Annotated in this window: 16 protein-coding genes; 11 read left to right on the top strand and 5 right to left on the bottom strand. The window is 52.9% G+C overall.

Annotated elements, in window-relative coordinates; genetic code table 11:
* Positions 1–476 precede the first annotated feature (476 nt).
* The 5 genes from E2H98_RS01925 (at position 477) to E2H98_RS01905 (ending at position 9,556) form a co-directional block, all read left to right on the top strand.
* Entirely contained in the window at positions 477–4,592 is a 4,116-nt protein-coding gene (locus E2H98_RS01925; RefSeq protein WP_198325209.1) for a putative Ig domain-containing protein, read from the top strand.
* Positions 4,593–4,609: 17 nt separating this feature from the next.
* Entirely contained in the window at positions 4,610–7,594 is a 2,985-nt protein-coding gene (locus E2H98_RS01920; RefSeq protein WP_157591212.1) for a transglutaminase-like domain-containing protein, read from the top strand.
* Between the two features lie 325 nt (positions 7,595–7,919).
* Positions 7,920–8,570: a hypothetical protein gene (locus E2H98_RS01915; protein ID WP_133592809.1), complete on the top strand. Its 651-nt coding sequence runs from the start codon at positions 7,920–7,922 to the stop codon at positions 8,568–8,570.
* Entirely contained in the window at positions 8,557–8,802 is a 246-nt protein-coding gene (locus E2H98_RS01910; protein WP_133592807.1) for a hypothetical protein, read from the top strand. Before E2H98_RS01915 ends, E2H98_RS01910 begins: the two co-directional genes overlap by 14 nt.
* Positions 8,792–9,556 carry a hypothetical protein gene (locus E2H98_RS01905; RefSeq protein ID WP_133592805.1) on the top strand — a complete coding sequence of 255 codons (765 nt, stop codon included), beginning with the start codon at positions 8,792–8,794 and terminating at the stop codon, positions 9,554–9,556. The genes E2H98_RS01910 and E2H98_RS01905 overlap by 11 nt, the downstream gene beginning before the upstream one ends.
* 345 nt (positions 9,557–9,901) lie before the next feature.
* Here E2H98_RS01905 and istB read toward each other — a convergent pair whose 3' ends face one another.
* Both istB and istA read right to left on the bottom strand, forming a co-directional pair.
* Positions 9,902–10,681 carry an IS21-like element helper ATPase IstB gene (istB, locus tag E2H98_RS01900; protein WP_133593992.1) on the bottom strand — a complete coding sequence of 260 codons (780 nt, stop codon included), beginning with the start codon at positions 10,679–10,681 and terminating at the stop codon, positions 9,902–9,904.
* Positions 10,671–12,197 carry an IS21 family transposase gene (istA, locus tag E2H98_RS01895; protein ID WP_425325201.1) on the bottom strand — a complete coding sequence of 509 codons (1,527 nt, stop codon included), beginning with the start codon at positions 12,195–12,197 and terminating at the stop codon, positions 10,671–10,673. The genes istB and istA overlap by 11 nt, the downstream gene beginning before the upstream one ends.
* Positions 12,198–12,273: 76 nt before the next feature.
* Here istA and E2H98_RS01890 point away from each other — a divergent pair, with 76 nt between their 5' ends.
* The 5 genes from E2H98_RS01890 to E2H98_RS01875 are packed head-to-tail and all read left to right on the top strand — an operon-like array spanning position 12,274 to position 14,953.
* A complete protein-coding gene (locus E2H98_RS01890; RefSeq protein WP_157591211.1) occupies positions 12,274–12,510 on the top strand; it encodes a hypothetical protein in 237 nt (78 codons plus the stop codon).
* Positions 12,511–12,568: 58 nt separating this feature from the next.
* Entirely contained in the window at positions 12,569–13,300 is a 732-nt protein-coding gene (locus tag E2H98_RS01885) for a hypothetical protein (protein WP_157591210.1), read from the top strand.
* Positions 13,301–13,309: 9 nt separating this feature from the next.
* Entirely contained in the window at positions 13,310–13,828 is a 519-nt protein-coding gene (locus tag E2H98_RS19175; protein ID WP_162848211.1) for a hypothetical protein, read from the top strand.
* Positions 13,768–14,793, top strand: coding sequence for a hypothetical protein (locus E2H98_RS01880; RefSeq protein WP_133592680.1), 1,026 nt, complete (start codon positions 13,768–13,770; stop codon positions 14,791–14,793). Before E2H98_RS19175 ends, E2H98_RS01880 begins: the two co-directional genes overlap by 61 nt.
* 7 nt (positions 14,794–14,800) lie before the next feature.
* Positions 14,801–14,953, top strand: coding sequence for a hypothetical protein (locus E2H98_RS01875; RefSeq protein WP_157591209.1), 153 nt, complete (start codon positions 14,801–14,803; stop codon positions 14,951–14,953).
* Here the strand turns inward: E2H98_RS01875 and E2H98_RS01870 are convergent.
* Positions 14,938–15,846, bottom strand: coding sequence for a tetratricopeptide repeat protein (locus tag E2H98_RS01870; RefSeq protein ID WP_162848210.1), 909 nt, complete (start codon positions 15,844–15,846; stop codon positions 14,938–14,940). The two genes, E2H98_RS01875 and E2H98_RS01870, sit on opposite strands and share 16 nt — an antisense overlap.
* Positions 15,847–16,031: 185 nt before the next feature.
* Here E2H98_RS01870 and E2H98_RS01865 point away from each other — a divergent pair, with 185 nt between their 5' ends.
* Complete coding sequence (locus E2H98_RS01865) at positions 16,032–17,429, top strand: sigma 54-interacting transcriptional regulator (protein ID WP_162848209.1); 1,398 nt, start codon at positions 16,032–16,034, stop codon at positions 17,427–17,429.
* A 12-nt stretch (positions 17,430–17,441) separates the two neighbouring features.
* On the opposite strand, the gene E2H98_RS01860 is transcribed toward E2H98_RS01865, so the two are convergent.
* Both E2H98_RS01860 and E2H98_RS01855 read right to left on the bottom strand, forming a co-directional pair.
* Positions 17,442–18,332: a spermidine synthase gene (locus tag E2H98_RS01860; RefSeq protein ID WP_133592674.1), complete on the bottom strand. Its 891-nt coding sequence runs from the start codon at positions 18,330–18,332 to the stop codon at positions 17,442–17,444.
* The gene (locus E2H98_RS01855) at positions 18,329–18,928 is read right to left on the bottom strand and encodes a fused MFS/spermidine synthase (protein WP_133592672.1); all 600 of its coding nucleotides are present in this window, start codon (positions 18,926–18,928) and stop codon (positions 18,329–18,331) included. The genes E2H98_RS01860 and E2H98_RS01855 overlap by 4 nt, the downstream gene beginning before the upstream one ends.
* Positions 18,929–18,933 lie beyond the last annotated feature (5 nt).

Here is an 18,933-nt window from a genome sequence, read left to right as displayed (position 1 = left end):
CTGGAATGGATGCCAGCATGTGGCTGCCATTGTTTGTATTCGCGAGTATGTTATTTAACCCAAGCGCGCAGGGAGCGGGCTTGGAACTATTGGAAAACCGGATATTTCAGCGCAGCACGGGTAAGCCTGTAACGGAAGTCGTATCCTTTTCTGCACGCTCCGGTGAACAGGTCCAGTTCACGCTGTGGAATGGCGGCCGGGAAAACCAGTATTGCAGGATTTCAAGCGCGGATATTCGGTTAAACAATATTTCACTTTTCCGCCCCAGTGATTTTAACCAAGGCGTTTCAGTTCTCGTCAAATCCGCGACCTTGAGGGCTCAGAACACCATTTCAGTGAGTTTAGCCAGCAAACCCGGCTGTGCGGTCGAGTTCAACGCTGGACGTGCTAATCAAGCTCCCGTCATTGTTTCGACCCCAGAAGATAAAGTATGGGTGCCAAATACTTTCGTTTATCAAGCACGAGCCTTGAATGAAGTGGACGAGAAGGTCACCTTTTCGCTAGAAGAGGGGCCCAGTGCGCTGTCTATCACTGAAGAGGGATATTTAAGCTGGACGGTAACGCCGGCTGATATCGGTCAGCATTCGGTAACCATCAAAGCGACGGACGTGCAAGGCGCTTTCGACACCCAATCATTTCTCATTTATGTCTTGGCGCCGATCAATCAGCCCCCCAAATTTTCCAGCCTTCCTTCACAATTGGTTTTACAACCGGGAAACGTTTGGCAATACCCAGCAACAGCGATAGATCCTGAAAACGAACCTTTGGTGTTCAGCATTGATGAAGCGCCTGAAGGCTTTCAAGTGAACGCGCAGACCGGCTTTTTCTATTGGCTACCTGTGCCCGAGCAAGCCGGTCAGCATCGAATAATAATTCGGGTGCAAGATCCGCATGGTGAAATGGATACCCAACAGTTTTCGCTGGCAGTCAATCTCGGTGAAGAGTTTTGGCCCCCGGTTATTGTCAGTAAGCCAGTGCAACAGACTTTCGTTGGCGCCACCTATCGCTATCCGGTAATTGCAACCGATCCGGACTCTCCGAATTTGGCCTTTGAGTTGCTAGAGTCGGTACCGGGAATGTCAATCAGTCAGGACTCCGGTGAAGTGCTGTGGACGGTTCCAACAGACCAGTTAACCGGCACCATACGTATCACGATTAAAGTGAGTGATGAGCGAGGACAATCTGATCAGCAGCAATACTTGCTGCAGGTCTTCCGTCCGAATCGGGCACCATCATTCGTTTCATTACCGCCTCATGTGGTAACGGAGCAGACTCGTTTTCGCTATGACGCCAAGGCCGTTGATCCGGATGTCGGTGATGTTTTGCAGTACGGTTTTTCGTTACTCAATACCAACGCCAGCATCAATCCTGAAACCGGCGTTTTCCATTGGCAACCGGATAATCGACTGGCGGAAACGGTGTCGCTAGCACACGAGTATTGCATGAGCGATGCACCGGCTGAAGGGGTCTTGGACCCTGTACAGAAGTGGCGCTGGCAAGGTGTCGATGGTAACAGCGCCAACGCGGACGTATTCGGGCCACCGATGATAGCTCAACTGACCGACGACAATGGCGACCAGGTTATCGATCAACGAGACACTCCGGATTTGGTTTTCATTGAACGACGGACCAATTGGCTCACGGCCATTGACGGTGCCACCGGAAAGCAGCATTGGGTGAGCAAAACCATAAAGCTTAATGGCTTGGGTAGCGTGGCGGTGGCGGATATCGACGGCGACGGAAAGGTGGAAATTGTTGCCACCAATGAAAGTCGCAATGCACTTCACGCATTCGATCACCAAGGTGTATTGAAATGGACGGCCGCGACCGGGCCAACGAAAACCTCACCTCGTGACGGCATTTCGATTGCCGACTTGGATGGCGACGGCCAGCCAGAAATTCTGCATGGTGCGCGAGTGTTCTCCCATCAAGGTCAATTGCTGTGGAGTGGTCATCAGGATAGCGGCGGTTTGGAAAGTTACGGAGTGCTCTCCATTGCTGCAGATATTGATCTCGATGGCAAGCAAGAGGTTATTGCGGGAAGAACCGTATACCGACACGATGGTCAGGTGTGGTGGCATCGAGGCGACATCAGCGCTGGCAGTGGCATGAATGCCGTCGGCAATTTTGACCAAGATGATGAAGCAGAGATTGTGCTGGTTGCTTCTGGCCAAGTGTATTTGCTGGACAGTAACGGCACCACCATTTGGGGGCCAGTCGCGATCCCTGGCGGCGGTATCGGCGGGCCTCCAACCGTTGCCGATTTCGACGGTGACGGCGAACCGGAGATTGGTGTAGCCGGTTACAGCCGATATGTCGTTTTTGAGACGGATGGCAGTATCAAATGGACCGCGCCCGTTGAAGATTACAGCTCCAATCGTACCGGTTCATCGGTGTTTGATTTTGAGGGCGATGGTAGGGCTGAGGTGTTGTATGCCGATGAAAAATTTTTCCGGGTGTATGACGGTGAAACGGGACTGGTGCGATACCAATTAGCCAATACCTCGGGAACAACGTTGGAATATCCCTTGGTCGTCGATATCGATAACGATAACCAAGCAGAAATTGTCCTTCCTTCCAATGAAAGCAACACCCGTGGAATTCGTGTGTTGGAATCCGCAAGTGGGAGCTGGGTGCCCACTCGCGACCTATGGAATCAACATGCTTACGCCATTACCAACATCAATGATGATGGTTCCATACCCCGGGTGCCGGAACGCAGTTGGCTGCGACACAACACCTTCCGCTTAAACGCGTTTCTAGATCGCCCAGCCAGAGCGTTGGCCGATTTGCATGTTGGCAATCTGCAATTGCTGAAAGCGGGGCAGTATTACCAAGTGGAGGCCACGGTTCGCAATCGAGGAACCAAACCTTCATCGGCGAGTACCGTGGTATTTCGCATGGATGAAGGGCTTCCTGCGGTGCTGGAAGTGTCCAGTGCGCCAATTCCGGGGCTCAATGCTGGCGAATCGATTCAAGTGAAAAGTCGATTGCTGACGGCACAAGAGCTAAAAGCCTATGTAATGGTGCAGGTTGATGAAGCGCAGTTAGTGGCAGAGTGTGCAGAAAACAACAATACGGCGGGGGCGGCGTTGTTCCACATTCACGCTACGGATCCGGGCCAGCTAAGCGACCAGCAAGTCTTTCTGGTGCGCGTGATGCAAGACAATCGGGCCCCAGCATTTGTCAGTACGCCACCACTCCAAGCACAAGCCTTGACGCATTATCGCTACAAGCCCGAAGTGCATGACGACAACGCTGGTGACAGTTTGGTGTTTACGTTGAAGCAAGCACCTAATGGCATGCGCATCAACCGCGAAACTGGTGAACTGCGTTGGACGCCTACGAATGCGGATGTCGGGCAGCATGAAGTAGAGTTGGAAGCAAAAGACTTGACCGGTGCTACCGCGTTACAGCGGTTTTCGATGATGGTGTCGAGCTATGTTGGCCCAAATCGCGAGCCTGTCATTTTGTCTGCACCGCTGACAGAAGCTCGTGTAAACACCGCGTATGAATACCAACTCCAAGCCTGGGACGAAGATGGTGATGCGTTAACGTATGTATTTGGTGTAGTACCCGCCGGGATGACCATTACTGATAGCGGGAAAATCCAGTGGATACCTTCATTACCGCAACTCGGCGATAACGCTGTGGCCGTGGCGGTTGGTGACAGCAAAGGCGGGGTTGCAGTGCAAACCTTTGTGGTGAACGTGTCTGGTGATCTGACTAATCGGGCGCCGGTGATTTCTCCTGCCAGTTACCGCGCCGCTCGGGTAAACGAAGCCTGGCAGTATCAAGTGCAGGCCGCCGACCCAGATGGCGATGCGCTGTACTTTTCGTTAAGCCAGGCTCCATCCGGAATGTTTATCGACAATAGCGGGCTGCTGCAGTGGACACCGTCTTCGAGCGCGGTGGGGGACCACAGCATTGTGTTGCGGGTAACCGATGGCAAAGGTGGGCAAGCAACCACATCATTCGTCTTGCCGGTGTCACAAACCGTAAACCTGGGCAACCAACCTCCGGCAATCACCAGCACCCCAAGTCAGTTGATTGATCAGGGCAATAGTTATCAATACCAACTGATGGCAACCGATAGCGATGGTGATTTACTCAGCTATCAGTTGCTACAAGCACCGGAAGGCATGCATATCGACGCCAACGGTTTAATTCAGTGGACGCCACAAGTGGGCCAAATAGGCGAAGTGATGGTGCGTGTGCAGGTCACCGATGGTCGTGGTGGCATCGTTACCCAAACCTTCAATATTGTGGTGCGCGATCCGCAGGCAGCAAACAATGCGCCGGTCATTCACAGTGCGCCGAAAACCTCAGTCAAAATTGGCCAGAGTTATCAGTACGTGGTCAGCGCTAGCGACCCGGATGGCGATAATCTCGTGTATTCGTTGGGTAACGTGCCAGCAGGCATGAGCATCAATGAAGCAACAGGTGTCATCACCTGGACACCACAGAACAATCAAGTCGGCATTCATCGCATTGTGGTGAACGTCGCCGATGGCAAGGGCGGTCAAACCGAGCAACGGTTTGATTTGTACGCCACCGCCGTGGCAGCGGCCAACCGTCGTCGCTGCCGTTGAAAACAAGGATTTTAATCATGCAAAACAATTCGTGGTTTCATGGTGTTCGTCGTGGCGGCTTGTTTACCCGGTTCACCGCTTGGTGTTCTTTGTCGCTGTACCTGTTTGTGTTTTACACCCCTGCGGCGTACGCCATTGCTGATAAATGGCAAGCCAATCAGCATGGCGGAGGACAAACGGTTTTTGCGCTGCTGGATACACGCCTACGCGAAGCCTATGTTTTGAGCGAGCACTTGCGTCAAGCGCCAACCGAAAACCATCGCAAACAACTGTTGCGCGCACTGACCTTGGTGCAAGACCTGTCCTCACCTTTGCAAGCACTGGAGTTGACGGAGACCGAGCAGCAGCAATGGCAACAAGCATCCACAAGCTTGCAACGTTATGCGGCGCGCCTGCATCACGCCGCTGTTGATGAGTGGTCTGGAATCGCTGCGATGTTGCGCAATACGCTGGCACCGTGGCAATCGCAAAAGGCTCACCATGCCTTTGACAACAACATGCCATTTGGCCCAGAAGACCGCGTCGTGCGCGCGCCGGCCTCTGACGCCAATGCCTTGTTGCAAGCCATTCAACCGGTCGAGCCGGCAAAGCCTGCACCAGCAAAAGCGGTTTCAGGTAAAGCATCTGCAGGTAACGGCCAATCGCAGAACAGCGCGCCGCTGAACGTCGTTACCGCCAAAGCCGGCAGCGACACAAACGTCACGCAAATGGCAAGCAGTGCCAGCACGCAAGCCCCGCAAAACACCGATTTGCTTGCCACGATTGACGCGCCACTGACGCCAGCGATTTTGGCCAAAGCCGCCGAGCTCAATCACGATCCGGCCAAGATTTTCAATTTCGTTTACAACGAGGTGCGGTTCGTGCCGAGCTATGGCTCGATACAAGGCGCCGATTACACGCTGCAATCCCTGCGTGGCAACAGCTTCGACACCTCCAGCCTGCTGATAGCTTTGCTGCGCGCCTCGAACATCCCAGCCCGTTATCGCTACGGCACCATCTGGCTGAAGCCAGAAGTGGTGCAAAACTGGGTAGGGGGTGTGCAAACCATCGAAGCGGCGCAAAACCTGCTGAGCCAGGGCGGCATCCCGAACACCCGGATGCTCGGCACCGATGGCGAATTCATCAAACTCGAACACGTCTGGGTGGAAGCCTATGGCGTGTTTAATACACTTCCTGTCAATGACGGCAGCGCCCAGTGGCTGGCGCTCGATGCCAGCCTGAAGCAATACCAGTATGCGAGCGGCCTGAACCTGCAAGAATCGGTACCGCTCGATGGCGAACGCATCGCTAATGAAATAAAGGCGCGCGCCACCGTCAACGACAGCGAAGGCTGGGTGCAGAACCTGGATGGCGCTTACCTGCAAACCGAGTTAAGCCAGTACCGCGAGCAAATCGAAACCTTCTTGAATCAGCAGCACCCAGAGGCCACGGTCGCAGAGGTCATCGGTGGTCAGCGCCTCATCAAACGCGAAAGCAACCAGCTCGACCGTTACCCAAGCTACCAGCGCATCGACACCAGTGTCGCGTTCTCAGCCTTGCCGGACAGCCTGCGTCACCAGTTCAAATACGAACTGCTGAGCACCAGTGGCAATGTGCTGTTCAGCTTTGTGCAAAGCACCCCGGAGCTCGCCGGTAAAAGTTTGAGCTTGAGCTTTCGTCCGGCCAGTGCTGCCGATGAGCAAACGCTGATAAACGTTTTGCCGCCGAACCCGCAAACGGTAGAAGACTTACCGAAACGCCTACCGGCTAACCTGATACAACTAAAAGCCGAATTCAGCGTGCAAGGGCAAATGCAGCTCAGCCACGGCAATCATGGTTTGGGTAAAGAGCTCATCACCCGCAAAGGCTATTGGAACCCGCGCAGCGGCTGGCAACTGACCGACAACCCGGTCATCGCCGGCGAATACCAGGCCATTGGTTTGGACCTGCAGGGCCTTGCTGCCAACCAGTTGAACACGTTAAAAAACGAGCTGGAACAAACCAAAGCCAAACTGGAAGCACAAGACCTAAATGGCATCAGCAACACCAGCTCACCGGCGCCATCTTGCAGACTGGGGTGCAAGGCTATGGCCTTAACCCGAGTACAAAGCGAGCTGTCAGCGCAAGTCAGCAACATGGTCTATTACCGGCAACCGAGCTACGGTACGTTCAGCACCTCGATGAGCGTCGATTACTGGTTTGGCAACCCGCGCTACGTCAACTTCGATGGCGTGTTGATGGATATCGACCGAGTCGCCAGCAACACCGAGAGCAAAATCAATTGTTATGACGCCTGGAAAGACTTCAACCAGGCCAATGGTGCGATGTTAAGTGCCTTTGAGCATTTGGTGCCGGAGCAGCTGTTCAGCACACCGCAACAAAAGGCCGAAGGCGTCAGTGCGGTCAAAGCGATTGCCATCGCCAATGCCCAAGGCCAGCGCATCTACACGATTGACCAGAACAACCTGGAAACGGCGTTAAGCCAAATCACGCTCGATATCGACACTGAGAACGATATCCGGGCAGCGGTGGAATCCGGCAAACAAGTCACCACCCATCAAAACCCAATCACTTATCATGGTTGGACGGGCGCCGGTTACATCATTACCGATACCGAATCGGGTGCAGGAGCTTATAAGATATCGGGTGGGGCGGATGGTGGCGTTCTAGCTTATACGGGTTTAGCTGCAGGACTATCTTCAATTGTGCTGGGTGTCGCTGCTCTGTTTACAGTCATGACGCCATTAGAAGGGATGCTGGTCTTTGCTGCGCTGTCACTGCTGTTTGTTGCCGGGGTTCTGTTTTTGTCTGCCGCGATTGCTTTGGATAAAGGTGACAGAGATTTAGCCAACAATCTATGCGAAACGGCGAAAAATTTGGTTTGGGCTGCATTGGGTTTAATCGTTTCCGCCATGTCAGTGAAGTTTGGCGCACTCAAGCAAGTTATTTTCGGTGTCGGAGCCTCATCAATTGCGGCGGTTGCCGATGCGTTTCTTGATTCTTGTTTACCTCCAAAAACCTAGGAGCATTGCATGTTAAAGCGCATCGAAGCTCTATATTCTAGGCTGAATATTTTCGTCCAGATTATTTTGCTAGTAATGATTCAGGCTGTCGTTCGTTTTCTAGGGGAGTTTCTTTTTAAGTGTTTCGCGGGGTGTCACGTCGACGAAGCGTTCATCGATACGATTTTCAATGTGTTGAATGGATGGCTATCTATGCTTTTGCTGGCTGTCATCCTGAGCTTTGTTCTCAAACGATACAATATGACCAAATAGGGCCTTTCTGCGGGTCTAGAGCAAAATCAATTGTTATGACGCCTGGAAAGACTTCAACCAGGCCAATGGCGCGATGCTCAGTGCCTTTGAGCATTTGGTGCCGGAGCAGTTGTTCAGCACGCCGCAGAAAAAGGCAGAAGGCGTCAGTGCCGTCAAGGCGATTGCCATCGCCAATGGCCAAGGCCAGCGCATTTACACGATTAACCAGAGCAATCTGGAAACAGCGTTAAGCCAAATCACGCTCGATATCGACACTGAGAACGATATCCGGGCAGCGGTCGGATCCGGCAAACAAGTCACGACCCATCAAAACCCCATCACCTATCATGGTTGGACTGGAGCAGGTTACATCATTACTGATACCGAATCCGGTGCTGGCGCTTATAAGATATCGGGTGGGGCGGATGGTAACGAAACAATGCTTGAAGAGGCTTCAGGCATGATTGTCTCGGCGTGGAATGATTCAAAAGATTTTCTTCAGTTTTTCTTTGAGTTCATGAAAAAATTCTTTGGCAAGGCGCTTCGAGGGCTTTCTGATGTTTTGGAGCTTTGGGAGGCTTGGAATGATTGCCCAGCGATGGAGTTCGTCTTGGTTGCCGTGTTCATTTTTGTAGCACTTATGATGAGCGCTATGATCTTTTCCGCGTACGGCCTTTTTCTGAGCGCCTTGGTGGGCGGTGTGTTTGGCTACTTGGCGAGTCTATTGAAAAATGAGCGATGTTAAGCAGGCTGTGAGAGCTACGGCGATAGTTGTTTTGAGAGCAGGAATGGCATTATTCATGTTTGCTCTGATAGTCGCTGGGTTTGATGAAAATAAATTTGACGTTGTTGTGGTCAGTGCATTGGGATGGGGGCTAATGATTAAGCCTCCGAAAATCGCTGAAGAGCATGTCGGAAAGCTTATTCTTATGACCGTCGTTATCTTGATGTTTGCCTTGTATCGGCTTGGCTCTTAAGCAAAATATCGACCGAGTCGCCAGTAACACCGAGAGCAAAATCAATTGTTATGACGCCTGGAAAGACTTCAACCAGGCCAATGGTGCGATGTTAAGTGCCTTTGAGCACCTGGTGCCGGAGCAGCTGTTCAGCACCAATGAACAACAAGCCGAAGGCGTCAGCGCGGTTAAAGCGATTGCCATCGCCAATGGCCAAGGTCAGCGCATTTACACGATTAACCAGAGCAATCTGGAAACGGCGTTAAGCCACATCACGCTCGATATCGACACTGAGAACGATATCCGGGCAGCTGTGGAGTCCGGCAAACAAGTCACCACCCATCAAAACCCCATCACCTATCATGGTTGGACTGGTGCCGGTTATATCATTACCGATACCGAATCGGGGGCAGGAGCCTATAAGATATCGGGTGGGGCGGATGGGGCGGTATTGATCATCCTCGGGCTCGCAATGTTTTTTCTAAGTTTTTATGTTTTGGCTGCTTCTTCCTCAGCACTATTGTTGTCGCCGCAATTTATTGTTGCGTTTATCGCACTGGAATCTGCTGCGTTTTCACTTATTTCTTGTGGAATTAGTAAGCTAATGGGGCAGTGGGGAGATCATGTCGCTGTGACTCTTTTTCAGAATATCTCAAGAGCGTTTGTGTCTGCCGCTGTCGGCGCTATTTCAACGTATTTGGGTGTGAGCATCCCGGCCGCTGTAATGACGGGTATCATTTTCGACTCAGCAAGTAACTACTGGTATTGCAACTAGTTTGGGGTGGATCAATGTACTCAATTAAGCGGATGGCGGTTGAATTTTTCTTGATTGCGGTTCTCTCAATCGCATTAAAAGCATTTATTAGCGGCCTGTCTGTAGAGGCAATTTTTCAAACGCTGGTTTTCGCGAGCATATTTGTTGGGGTTAGATATATGCTCACCAAGAATGCGAGCAAAGAAAAAAGGGATGGCGAGTAACTGGCTTTCTGAAGGGGCCGGGCATACCGAACACCCGGATGCTCGGCACCGATGGCGAATTCATCAAACTCGAACACTGTTGATTTGCATTTAAAACTGACCCAGGATTTGCACGCAAAATTGACCCACCCTGATGGTTCGATTATGGCGTAGATTTTGGTTTTCTGTCTCGTTTGTTTTCCTCTTGGTTGGTGGTCGAATGTTTTAATCGATAGCTATCATTGCCGGTTTCCACGATATGGCAGTGATGGGTCAGTCGATCCAATAGCGCTGTCGTCATCTTCTCGTCACCAAATACCGACGACCATTCGGCGAAGCTTAAGTTGGTGGTGATGATGAGGCTGGTGCGTTCATAGAGTTTGCTGATCAGATGGAACAATAAGGCACCGCCTGCCTGACTGAACGGCAAGTATCCGAGCTCATCGAGTATCACTAGATCGGTATGCAGCAGCCGATTGACGAGGCGTCCTTGTCGCCCTTGCTGCTTTTCCAGCTCCAGGGCGTTGACCAGTTCGATCGTGGACAGGAAGCGCACGCGCAGTCGGTGATGCTGGATCGCTTGCACACCGATAGCGGTGGCGAGATGGGTTTTACCGGTGCCTGGGCCGCCAACCAAGACGACGTTTTGCGCTTGTTTCAGGAACTCACAGCGGTGCAGGGTTTTGATTAACGCTTCATCGGCCTGGCTGTGGGCAAAGTCGAAGCCGGTTAGATCGCGATAGACCGGGAAGCGCGCGACTTTCATTTGGTATTGAATGGAGCGCACATCGCGTTCCGAGGATTCGGCTTTCAGCAGCATCTGCAATACCGGCAGCGCTTGCTGGTAGGCCGGTGCCGCTTGCTCGGCGAGCGTCGCCATCGCATCGGCCATGCCGTGCAGTTTTAACGATTTAAGAGTGTTGACGAGACCTTCACTGTTCATGGCGCAGGCTCCGCAGACGATCGTAACGGGCGGTGTTGGCCACCGGTTCGTTGACCAGCTTCAAGACTGCTGGAGGTTGCAACGGCGTTGGTCGCGGCGGTTGTTGCAAACGATGGAGGCAATTGAGCACATGCGCTTTTGACGGCTCACCGAGTTCCAGCGCGTGGCGGATGGCTTGCTCGACCAGTTGTTCATCGTGCAGCAGTACCAAGGCCAGGATGTCGGCCATTTCCCGGTCGCCGCCGAGGCGTTTGAGCAGTTTGTGTTGCAGCAAGCGGAAGCTCTCCGGCAAGCTCGTGAACGGCGCGCCGTTACGCAAGGCACCGGGTTTACGTTGCACCACGCTGAGGTAATGACGCCAATCGTAGATGGTGCGCCCGGGCGTGCTTTTCTCGCGATTGAACACCCGCACGTGTTCGGCAATTACCTGCGCTTCCGCGACGATGACCAAGCGCTCCGGATAAACGCGCAGACTGATGGGACGATTGGCGTAACTGGCCGGTACGCTGTAGCGGGTATGTTCATGGGTAATCAAACAGGTCGATGACACCCGTTTGCTTTCCTCAACAAAGCCATCGAAGGCGGCCGGTACCGGCATCATCTCACTTTGTTCATCGGCCTGGCACTCGGCTAACGAACGCGCCCGGTACTCAGGGTGCGCGGTTTCTTGCCACAAGCTTTGGCAACGTGCGGCCAACCAGTGATTCAGTTCGGCCAAAGACGAGAAGCTTGGTGCCTCATGCCAAAGCCGATGGCGAGCATCCAGCACGGCTTTTTCAACTTGGCCCTTTTCCCAACCGGAAGCGGGATTACAAAACTGCGGCTCAAACAAATAATGGCCAACCATCGCCTGAAAACGCTGATTGACTTGCCGCTGTTTGCCGCGACCAATCTTGTCGACGGCGGTTTTCATGTTGTCGTAAATGCCACGCCGTGGCACGCCACCAAAGGCCTGGAAGGCGTGATAATGAGCATCAAACAACATCTCATGGGCTTGCGTCAGGTAAGCGCGTAAGAAAAACGCCCGGCTGTAACTGAGCTTAAAGTGGGCGATTTGCAGTTTGGTGCTGACCCCGTTCAGCTTCACCCAGTCCTCACTCCAATCAAACTGGAATGCCTCACCGGGCGCAAACTGCAACGGCACGTAAACATGCTTGCCGGATACGCGCTTGGCGTCTTCTTGCGATTGGCGCCAGCGCCGGGCAAACGCCGCTACCCGATCATAAGAACCGGTATAACCCAGCGCGACCAAATCCCGATGCAGCTGACGCACCGTTCGTCGTTGCTTGCGATGTCGGCGCGATTCGCGGAACAGCCAACTGGTTAATGTCGGTTCGTAGTCATCCAGATTGTTGGGGCTTTTACGGGCCGGGTAGGCAGGCTCTACCACGTCACTGACCAGGTATTTGCGCACCGTATTGCGGGACAAGCCGGTGCGCCTGGCTATCTCCCGGATCGGCACTTCTTCACGGAAATGCCAGCGTCTGATCACACTCAATAAGGCCACGTCTATCACTCCTTCATTCCCCCGCAAACCCGTTGCGGAGCAGTGTTACACGTGGGTCAAATTTCGATGCAAATCGTGGAGTTTAGTGGGTCAGTTTTGGGTGCAAATCAACATTCTTATCTCTATGCCGTGGTTTAGTCGGACGCAAATTGATTGGGTTAATAAAGTCTATATTGCGATATGTACTTCGTTCATTGGCATGCATATTTGGCTTGCTGAGCTATATATTGAGTGGCATAAAGCGATTTTGGGCGCAATGTTGCTTGCCGCTGTATTGGCTCGATTTTTCATAGGAATGCGAGTGGAAAAGAACGAAGCATAAGATGCATTAAAATATGCGGTTTGGCAGCCCGCGTTACGTCAACTTCGATGGCGTGTTGATGGATATCGACCGAGTCGCCAGCAACACCGAGAGCAAAATCAATTGTTATGACGCCTGGAAAGACTTCAACCAGGCCAATGGTGCGATGTTAAGTGCCTTTGAGCATTTGGTGCCGGAGCAGCTGTTCAGCACACCGCAACAAAAGGCCGAAGGCGTCAGTGCGGTCAAAGCGATTGCCATCGCCAATGCCCAAGGCCAGCGCATCTACACGATTGACCAGAACAACCTGGAAACGGCGTTAAGCCAAATCACGCTCGATATCGACACTGAGAACGATATCCGGGCAGCGGTGGAATCCGGCAAACAAGTCACGACCCATCAAAGCCCAATCACCTATCATGGTTGGACTGGTGCAGGTTACATCATCACCGATACTGAATCGGGTGCAGGAGCTTATAAGATATCGGGTGGGGCGGACGGAGCGATTTTCATATTAACGCTCTTCTTTTTTGTGGCAGTGTTTGCGATTGCAGCTTTTATCATTCTCAATACTTCAGTGTTTTTGGGTATAGGGCTGCTAGTGTGGGAGGCGTTTGGGTTTGCTTCGTGGATTTATGATATCCAAAATGCACAATCTTTCGAAGATTTCTCTCGAGGCTCTGCAGGAGCTGTGATTGTCGGGGCGTTAGGCTTCTTGGGATTTGGTGGTGTTGCTGAGGCTCTGATTGCTCGCTGGATAGGGATTATATTTGGAACAGCGTTAACCAATCCATTTGGTTGGTTTTACTAGGGGCGATAAATGAGGTCGACAATAGTATTTTTCATTGCAAGTGCTTTACTCACCATGCTTCAGGTGGATTATTTCACAAGGGCATCGACCAGTATTTCAGTTAAAGTTGGAATGAGCTTTTTTGTATATGCCGTAATGGTTGGCTATTTCATTCTTGGTGTTAAGTATACTTCTGAATGGATAAGGATGAATGGCTCGCTTCTGGCTGAAATTATTAAGCGAGTCTGGCTCCCAGTGTGCATGGGGCTCTTTGTCTTTAAGTTTAACCCATTTTTGAAAATTGAAAGCTCGCTTTTTATGTTAACAATTTTGACGGGCGTGATGGTTTTATTGTTAGTTGTCGACGGGGCGGTAAGATTTTTAGACGGTTCCATTAAGCTAAAGGATAAGGATATGAAGTTGTTTTTTGCTGTATATCCGCCGAAGAAGAGAAGTGACATGATGTACTTGGATATTCTCTTTGCGCTATGTACATTTCTCTTGTTCAAGCTTTCATCGTTAAGCCAGTCAATTCTCTCAAACGCTTAGCGTTTACCGCAGCCCTCAATGCCAGCCTGAAGCAATACCAGTATGCGAGCGGCCTGAACCTGCAAGAATCGGTACCGCTCGATGGCGAACGCATCGCCAATGAAATAAAGGCGCGTGCCACCGTCAACGACAGCGAAGGCTGGGTGCAGAACCTGGATGGCGCTTACCTGCAAACCGAGTTAAGCCAGTACCGCGAGCAAATCGAAACCTTCTTGAATCAGCAGCACCCAGAGGCCACGGTCGCAGAGGTCATCGGTGGTCAGCGCCTCATCAAACGCGAAAGCAACCAGCTCGACCGTTACCCAAGCTACCAGCGCATCGACACCAGTGTCGCGTTCTCAGCCTTGCCGGACAGCCTGCGTCACCAGTTCAAATACGAACTGCTGAGCACCAGTGGCAATGTGCTGTTCAGCTTTGTGCAAAGCACCCCGGAGCTCGCCGGTAAAAGTTTGAGCTTGAGCTTTCGTCCGGCCAGTGCTGCCGATGAGCAAACGCTGATAAACGTTTTGCCGCCGAACCCGCAAACGGTAGAAGACTTACCGAAACGCCTACCGGCTAACCTGATACAACTAAAAGCCGAATTCAGCGTGCAAGGGCAAATGCAGCTCAGCCACGGCAATCATGGTTTGGGTAAAGAGCTCATCACCCGCAAAGGCTATTGGAACCCGCGCAGCGGCTGGCAACTGACCGACAACCCGGTCATCGCCGGCGAATACCAGGCCATTGGTTTGGACCTGCAGGGCCTTGCTGCCAACCAGTTGAACACGTTAAAAAACGAGCTGGAACAAACCAAAGCCAAACTGGAAGCACAAGACCTAAATGGCATTACCAAGCACCAGCTCACCGGCGCCATCTTGCAGACTGGGGTGCAAGGCTACCTGGCCTTAACCCGAGTACAAAGCGAGCTGTCGGCGCAAGTCAGCAACATGGTCTATTACCGGCAACCGAGCTACGGCACTTTCTAGCACCTCAATGAGTGTCGATTACTGGTTTGGCAGCCCGCGCTACGTCAACTTCGATGGCGTATTGATGGATATCGACCGAGTCGCCAGCAATGCCGAGAGCAAAATCAATTGTTATGACGCCTGGAAGGGGGCCCAACCAAGCGATTATTTCTTCGGCTGATAATTCATCGCCCAATCAATCAACTGTTGTTGCAGCCAGGTTTTGTGGCTTTGCTCAGCGTTTTTGCGCACTTGTTCAGCGAGTTGCTTGCCCTGGGCCATTTGTCCGGCCGACATGCGTCGGCTGATGGTTTTAATCAACTGCTCCATCGCCGTGCGCCGTTCGATGCTCATGGTTTTGCCGCCAAGCACCAGCGCGGTATGGGCATGAGCGTAGGCTTTGACCAGATCGCTGGGGCGGTCGACCCCCTCGTAGTAACCATAGGCAATGCTGGAATGCGCTTTGATATCGCCGGCTTCGGCCGCTTGTTCGGCGAATGACAGGGCTTTGGCCGGATCTTTCTTGACCCCAAGGCCGCCAGCGTAAGCTGAGGACAACAACCGGAACGCTGTGGCCTGGTCAACGCCGCGTAGCTGATTGATGCAGGATTGCAGCAGTTCGGTGTAGTCGTATTCGCTGCGCGGGTCATTGCTCAGCTGATGCAGCGCTTCGCAATACCAGGCGAGGCCAGACGACGGGTCGTTCTCGGCAATGCTCTGCAAAATCGCCAATTGTTTATCGACTTCGATCTGATTGCCGGCCTGAAAGGCGGCCACGGCAGCGCGGCCTCGGTCGAGCCCTTCATTGGCAGCGTTCATATACAGGTTCATCGCCTTGGCCGGGTCGGCGTCGACTCCCTGGCCGCGCTCATACATTCGGGCCATGAAATAGTAAGCGACTGGGTCGCGCCGGCCGGCGGCGTTGATGAAAATCGGCAGCGCTTCTTTGTATTTTCCTTCAGCGTACAGCTCGACCGCTTGTCTGGTATTCGGTGCGTCGCAACCGGCCAGCCACGGCAGCAGGCAGAAAAGCAGCAAGAAAAGGCTGTAAAAGCCTTTTGATTGCATCGGCATCGGGGACATTCCTCAAATCAGAACCAGAAATTTTTACTGCCTTCAGAATAGGCGGCATCGTACGTTTTTACCAATTTGCCGGTATGGGCGTATCGATGTTCTGGTACGGAATGTATTTACCGGCAATGCACTGGTATTGTGCAAGCCTTACCTCGGCATCGTGGGGACGTGATTTGGTCGGCGGAGTGGAAAGAATCGCCCTGCTCGGTGAGCAGTTTGATGACGCATTGGTTGAGCGGCTCGGTCAGCAGGCCAGGCGCTTGAGCCGGTTTCAGCAATGGCAGAGTGGATTGGAGCAGATTGAGCGCGAGGGCGCCGATCTGGTGTTGTTCGATTACCAGGGTAGCGAGGCACAGGATGCGGCGATTAGGCGCTGCCTGAAAAGCCTGCCGAGGCTGCCGATTGTGTTGCTCAGCAATCCGAACACCGAAGCTGAAGCACTGGCGCTGTATCAGGACGGTGTATTCGAGTACTTGCCGCAACCCGTTGCGGTTGATGAGGCGATGACGGTAATTCATCGCGCACTGGAGCAGGGAGATGTGCCGCCTGCCCGTGAAAGCGGCCAGATGATTGTGCGCGACTTGATAGGTGTGTCGCCGGCCGTCGTGGAATTGCGCCGGGCATTGCGGCAATTGGCGCGTGCCAATGTGCCGGTGTTATTGCAGGGCGAGCCCGGCACCGGCAAGCGCTTGTTCGCGCGCCTGCTGCACGACAGCGGCGCACGTAAAAACAAACCCTACGTCGCCGTGACCGTTTCTTCCGTTTCCCGCTCGTTTCTCGATGTCGAGTTGTTCGGTCTGGAACGCACCCAGGACAACGATCATTTCCATGTTCGCACCGGCCGCGTCGAAGAGGCGGTTGATGGCAGTCTGTTTCTTGATGAAGTGGCGGATCTGCCGCTCGATGTGCAAATCCGTTTGTCGCAGGTATTGGCCGAAGGATGTTTTCATCGCGTTGGTGGTCAGCAAGATATTCCGGCGCCGGTGCGGGTGATTGCCGCGACGACGCAGAAGCTCGAAAATCTGGTCATGAACGGCCAGTTCCAGCATGAGTTGTATCATCGTTTGAATGTCGTGCGTGTGCAGATGCCGCGACTGACCGAGCGCAAAGAAGATATCGCATTACTGGCCGAACACTTTTTATCGTCGGTCGCCAAAGACATGCACGTCGAACCAAAGCGCTTGTCTGAAGAAGCGCTGCAGGTGCTGCAGCAATATCAATGGCCGGGCAATATCCGACAACTGGAAAACCTGTGCCGACGTTTGTCGGTGATGGTCAGTGAGAATGAAATTGCCATTGATCATCTGCCGGCCGAATTGCGACCTGAGCTGGCGATTCAAGCCGAAGCCAGAAGCTGGGAAGATGGACTGCGGGCCTGGGCCGAGCGCTCGCTGGCCGCTGGAGAAAAATCCTTGCTGAACAGCGCGCAGCCAACAATGGAACGAATTCTGCTGAATGTTGCGCTGGAGTTCACCGGTGGTCGCAAACAGGATGCCGCGGCGCTACTGGGCTGGGGACGCAATACGCTGACGCGCAAGCTGAAAGAGCTGGGCGTGCAGGACGATGACAGCGACGAAACGTAAGTGCTTCGTCGCTTACTGCGCGTGCTTCAGAATATTGGCCGGTGCGTATTGATCAGTCAGCACCCGCGCCTGGGTGTCCCAGTCAGGTACCGCTTGATCGTTCAGCAAGCGTTTGATGTTGACATCATAAGGTTGCAATCGCTGCTGCCATTGCGCCAGATAACTTTCCTGAATCGGAAAGATCAGCGGCTGTTCTGCGGCGAAAATCACCCGGTTGCCTTTACTGCTTTTCAGAATCAATAAATTCTTGAAGCTGGCCTGATAGGTGGTCGATTCGTGATCATAAAGGCGGCTGGTACTGAATGTGTTTGCCGTCACCAAACCGCCAGGCGCCAACACACTTTTGACTTCCTGAAAGAACTCCATCGTCATCAGGTGTTCAGGAATGTAATCGCCGTTGAAGGCATCGAGAATAATCCAGTCCCACTGCTGCTTGCGAAACATCGCGCGTTTGATGAACACTCGCGCATCAGCCGTCTCGGTGCGGACGAAATCATTTTCCTGGTAGTCGAAATAAGCTTTTGCGGCACGCGTAACAGCCGGGTCAATTTCGACGCTGGTAATCACCGCGTTCGGCAATAATTCGTGAAACGCCATCGGCAGGCTGCCGCCGCCAAGGCCAACGATCAGAATGCTTTTCGGTTCGGGCTTCAGCAGCAAACCCATCATCACTTTTTGCGCGTAATCGAATACCAGCCGACGCGGCTCGTTCAAGTCCTTGCAACTTTGATTGTGAGTGCCGCCGCGGTTGTGCACGACGAATCGCATGCAACGAACATTGGCTTTCTCGTCAATCAAGATATTCCGGTACAAGGAACGCTCCTCGTGAATGACCTTGGCTTGCACGATGCTGGCAACGCACAGCAGCGTTAACAGCAAGCATCCGAGGTGAATAGACTTCATGCCACTCTCCAGCGACGCGCCAGCTGCAACGTTACCACGGCAACAGCCGCCATGGCGAACGCCGCACCGAGTACGATCTGATTGATTTCAAACAACGCGACCAGATAGAACGATGTTGCCAGCGTACCAAGCGCGCTGCCGAGCGTGCTGACAAAATACAGGAAACCAGCACTGGCGCCGCTTGATTCCTTGCTTTGCGTTAACAGGCGTACCGAGTACGGCGACACCATGCCCATGACCGTTGATGGCAGAAAAAACAGCGCCATCGATGCCACCAGCGAACCATAGCGCGGATCGATGATGCGCTCAAATATCCAGCCCATGATCTGATCGGCAGCGAACAACAGCGGCAGAATCAACACCGCTGCGCTGAAGAAAATCATCGCGAATGGGCGCAGACCGGCGTTCTTGCGCAAGGTCAGGCGGCCACCGATCAGATAGCCCAAACTGAGCGACAGCATGAATACTGTAATGATGCTGCCCCAGACATAAATGTCGCCACCGAACCACGGTGCGATGATGCGACCGCCGAGCATCTCGATGGACATGATGACAAACCCGGAAGTAAATGCAGCCACTAAAACCAATGCTTTCATGTTGT

It is taken from the genome of Permianibacter aggregans (assembly GCF_009756665.1).
GTDB lineage: Bacteria > Pseudomonadota > Gammaproteobacteria > Enterobacterales > Permianibacteraceae > Permianibacter > Permianibacter aggregans.
This window is presented reverse-complemented; position numbering and strand designations above follow the sequence as displayed.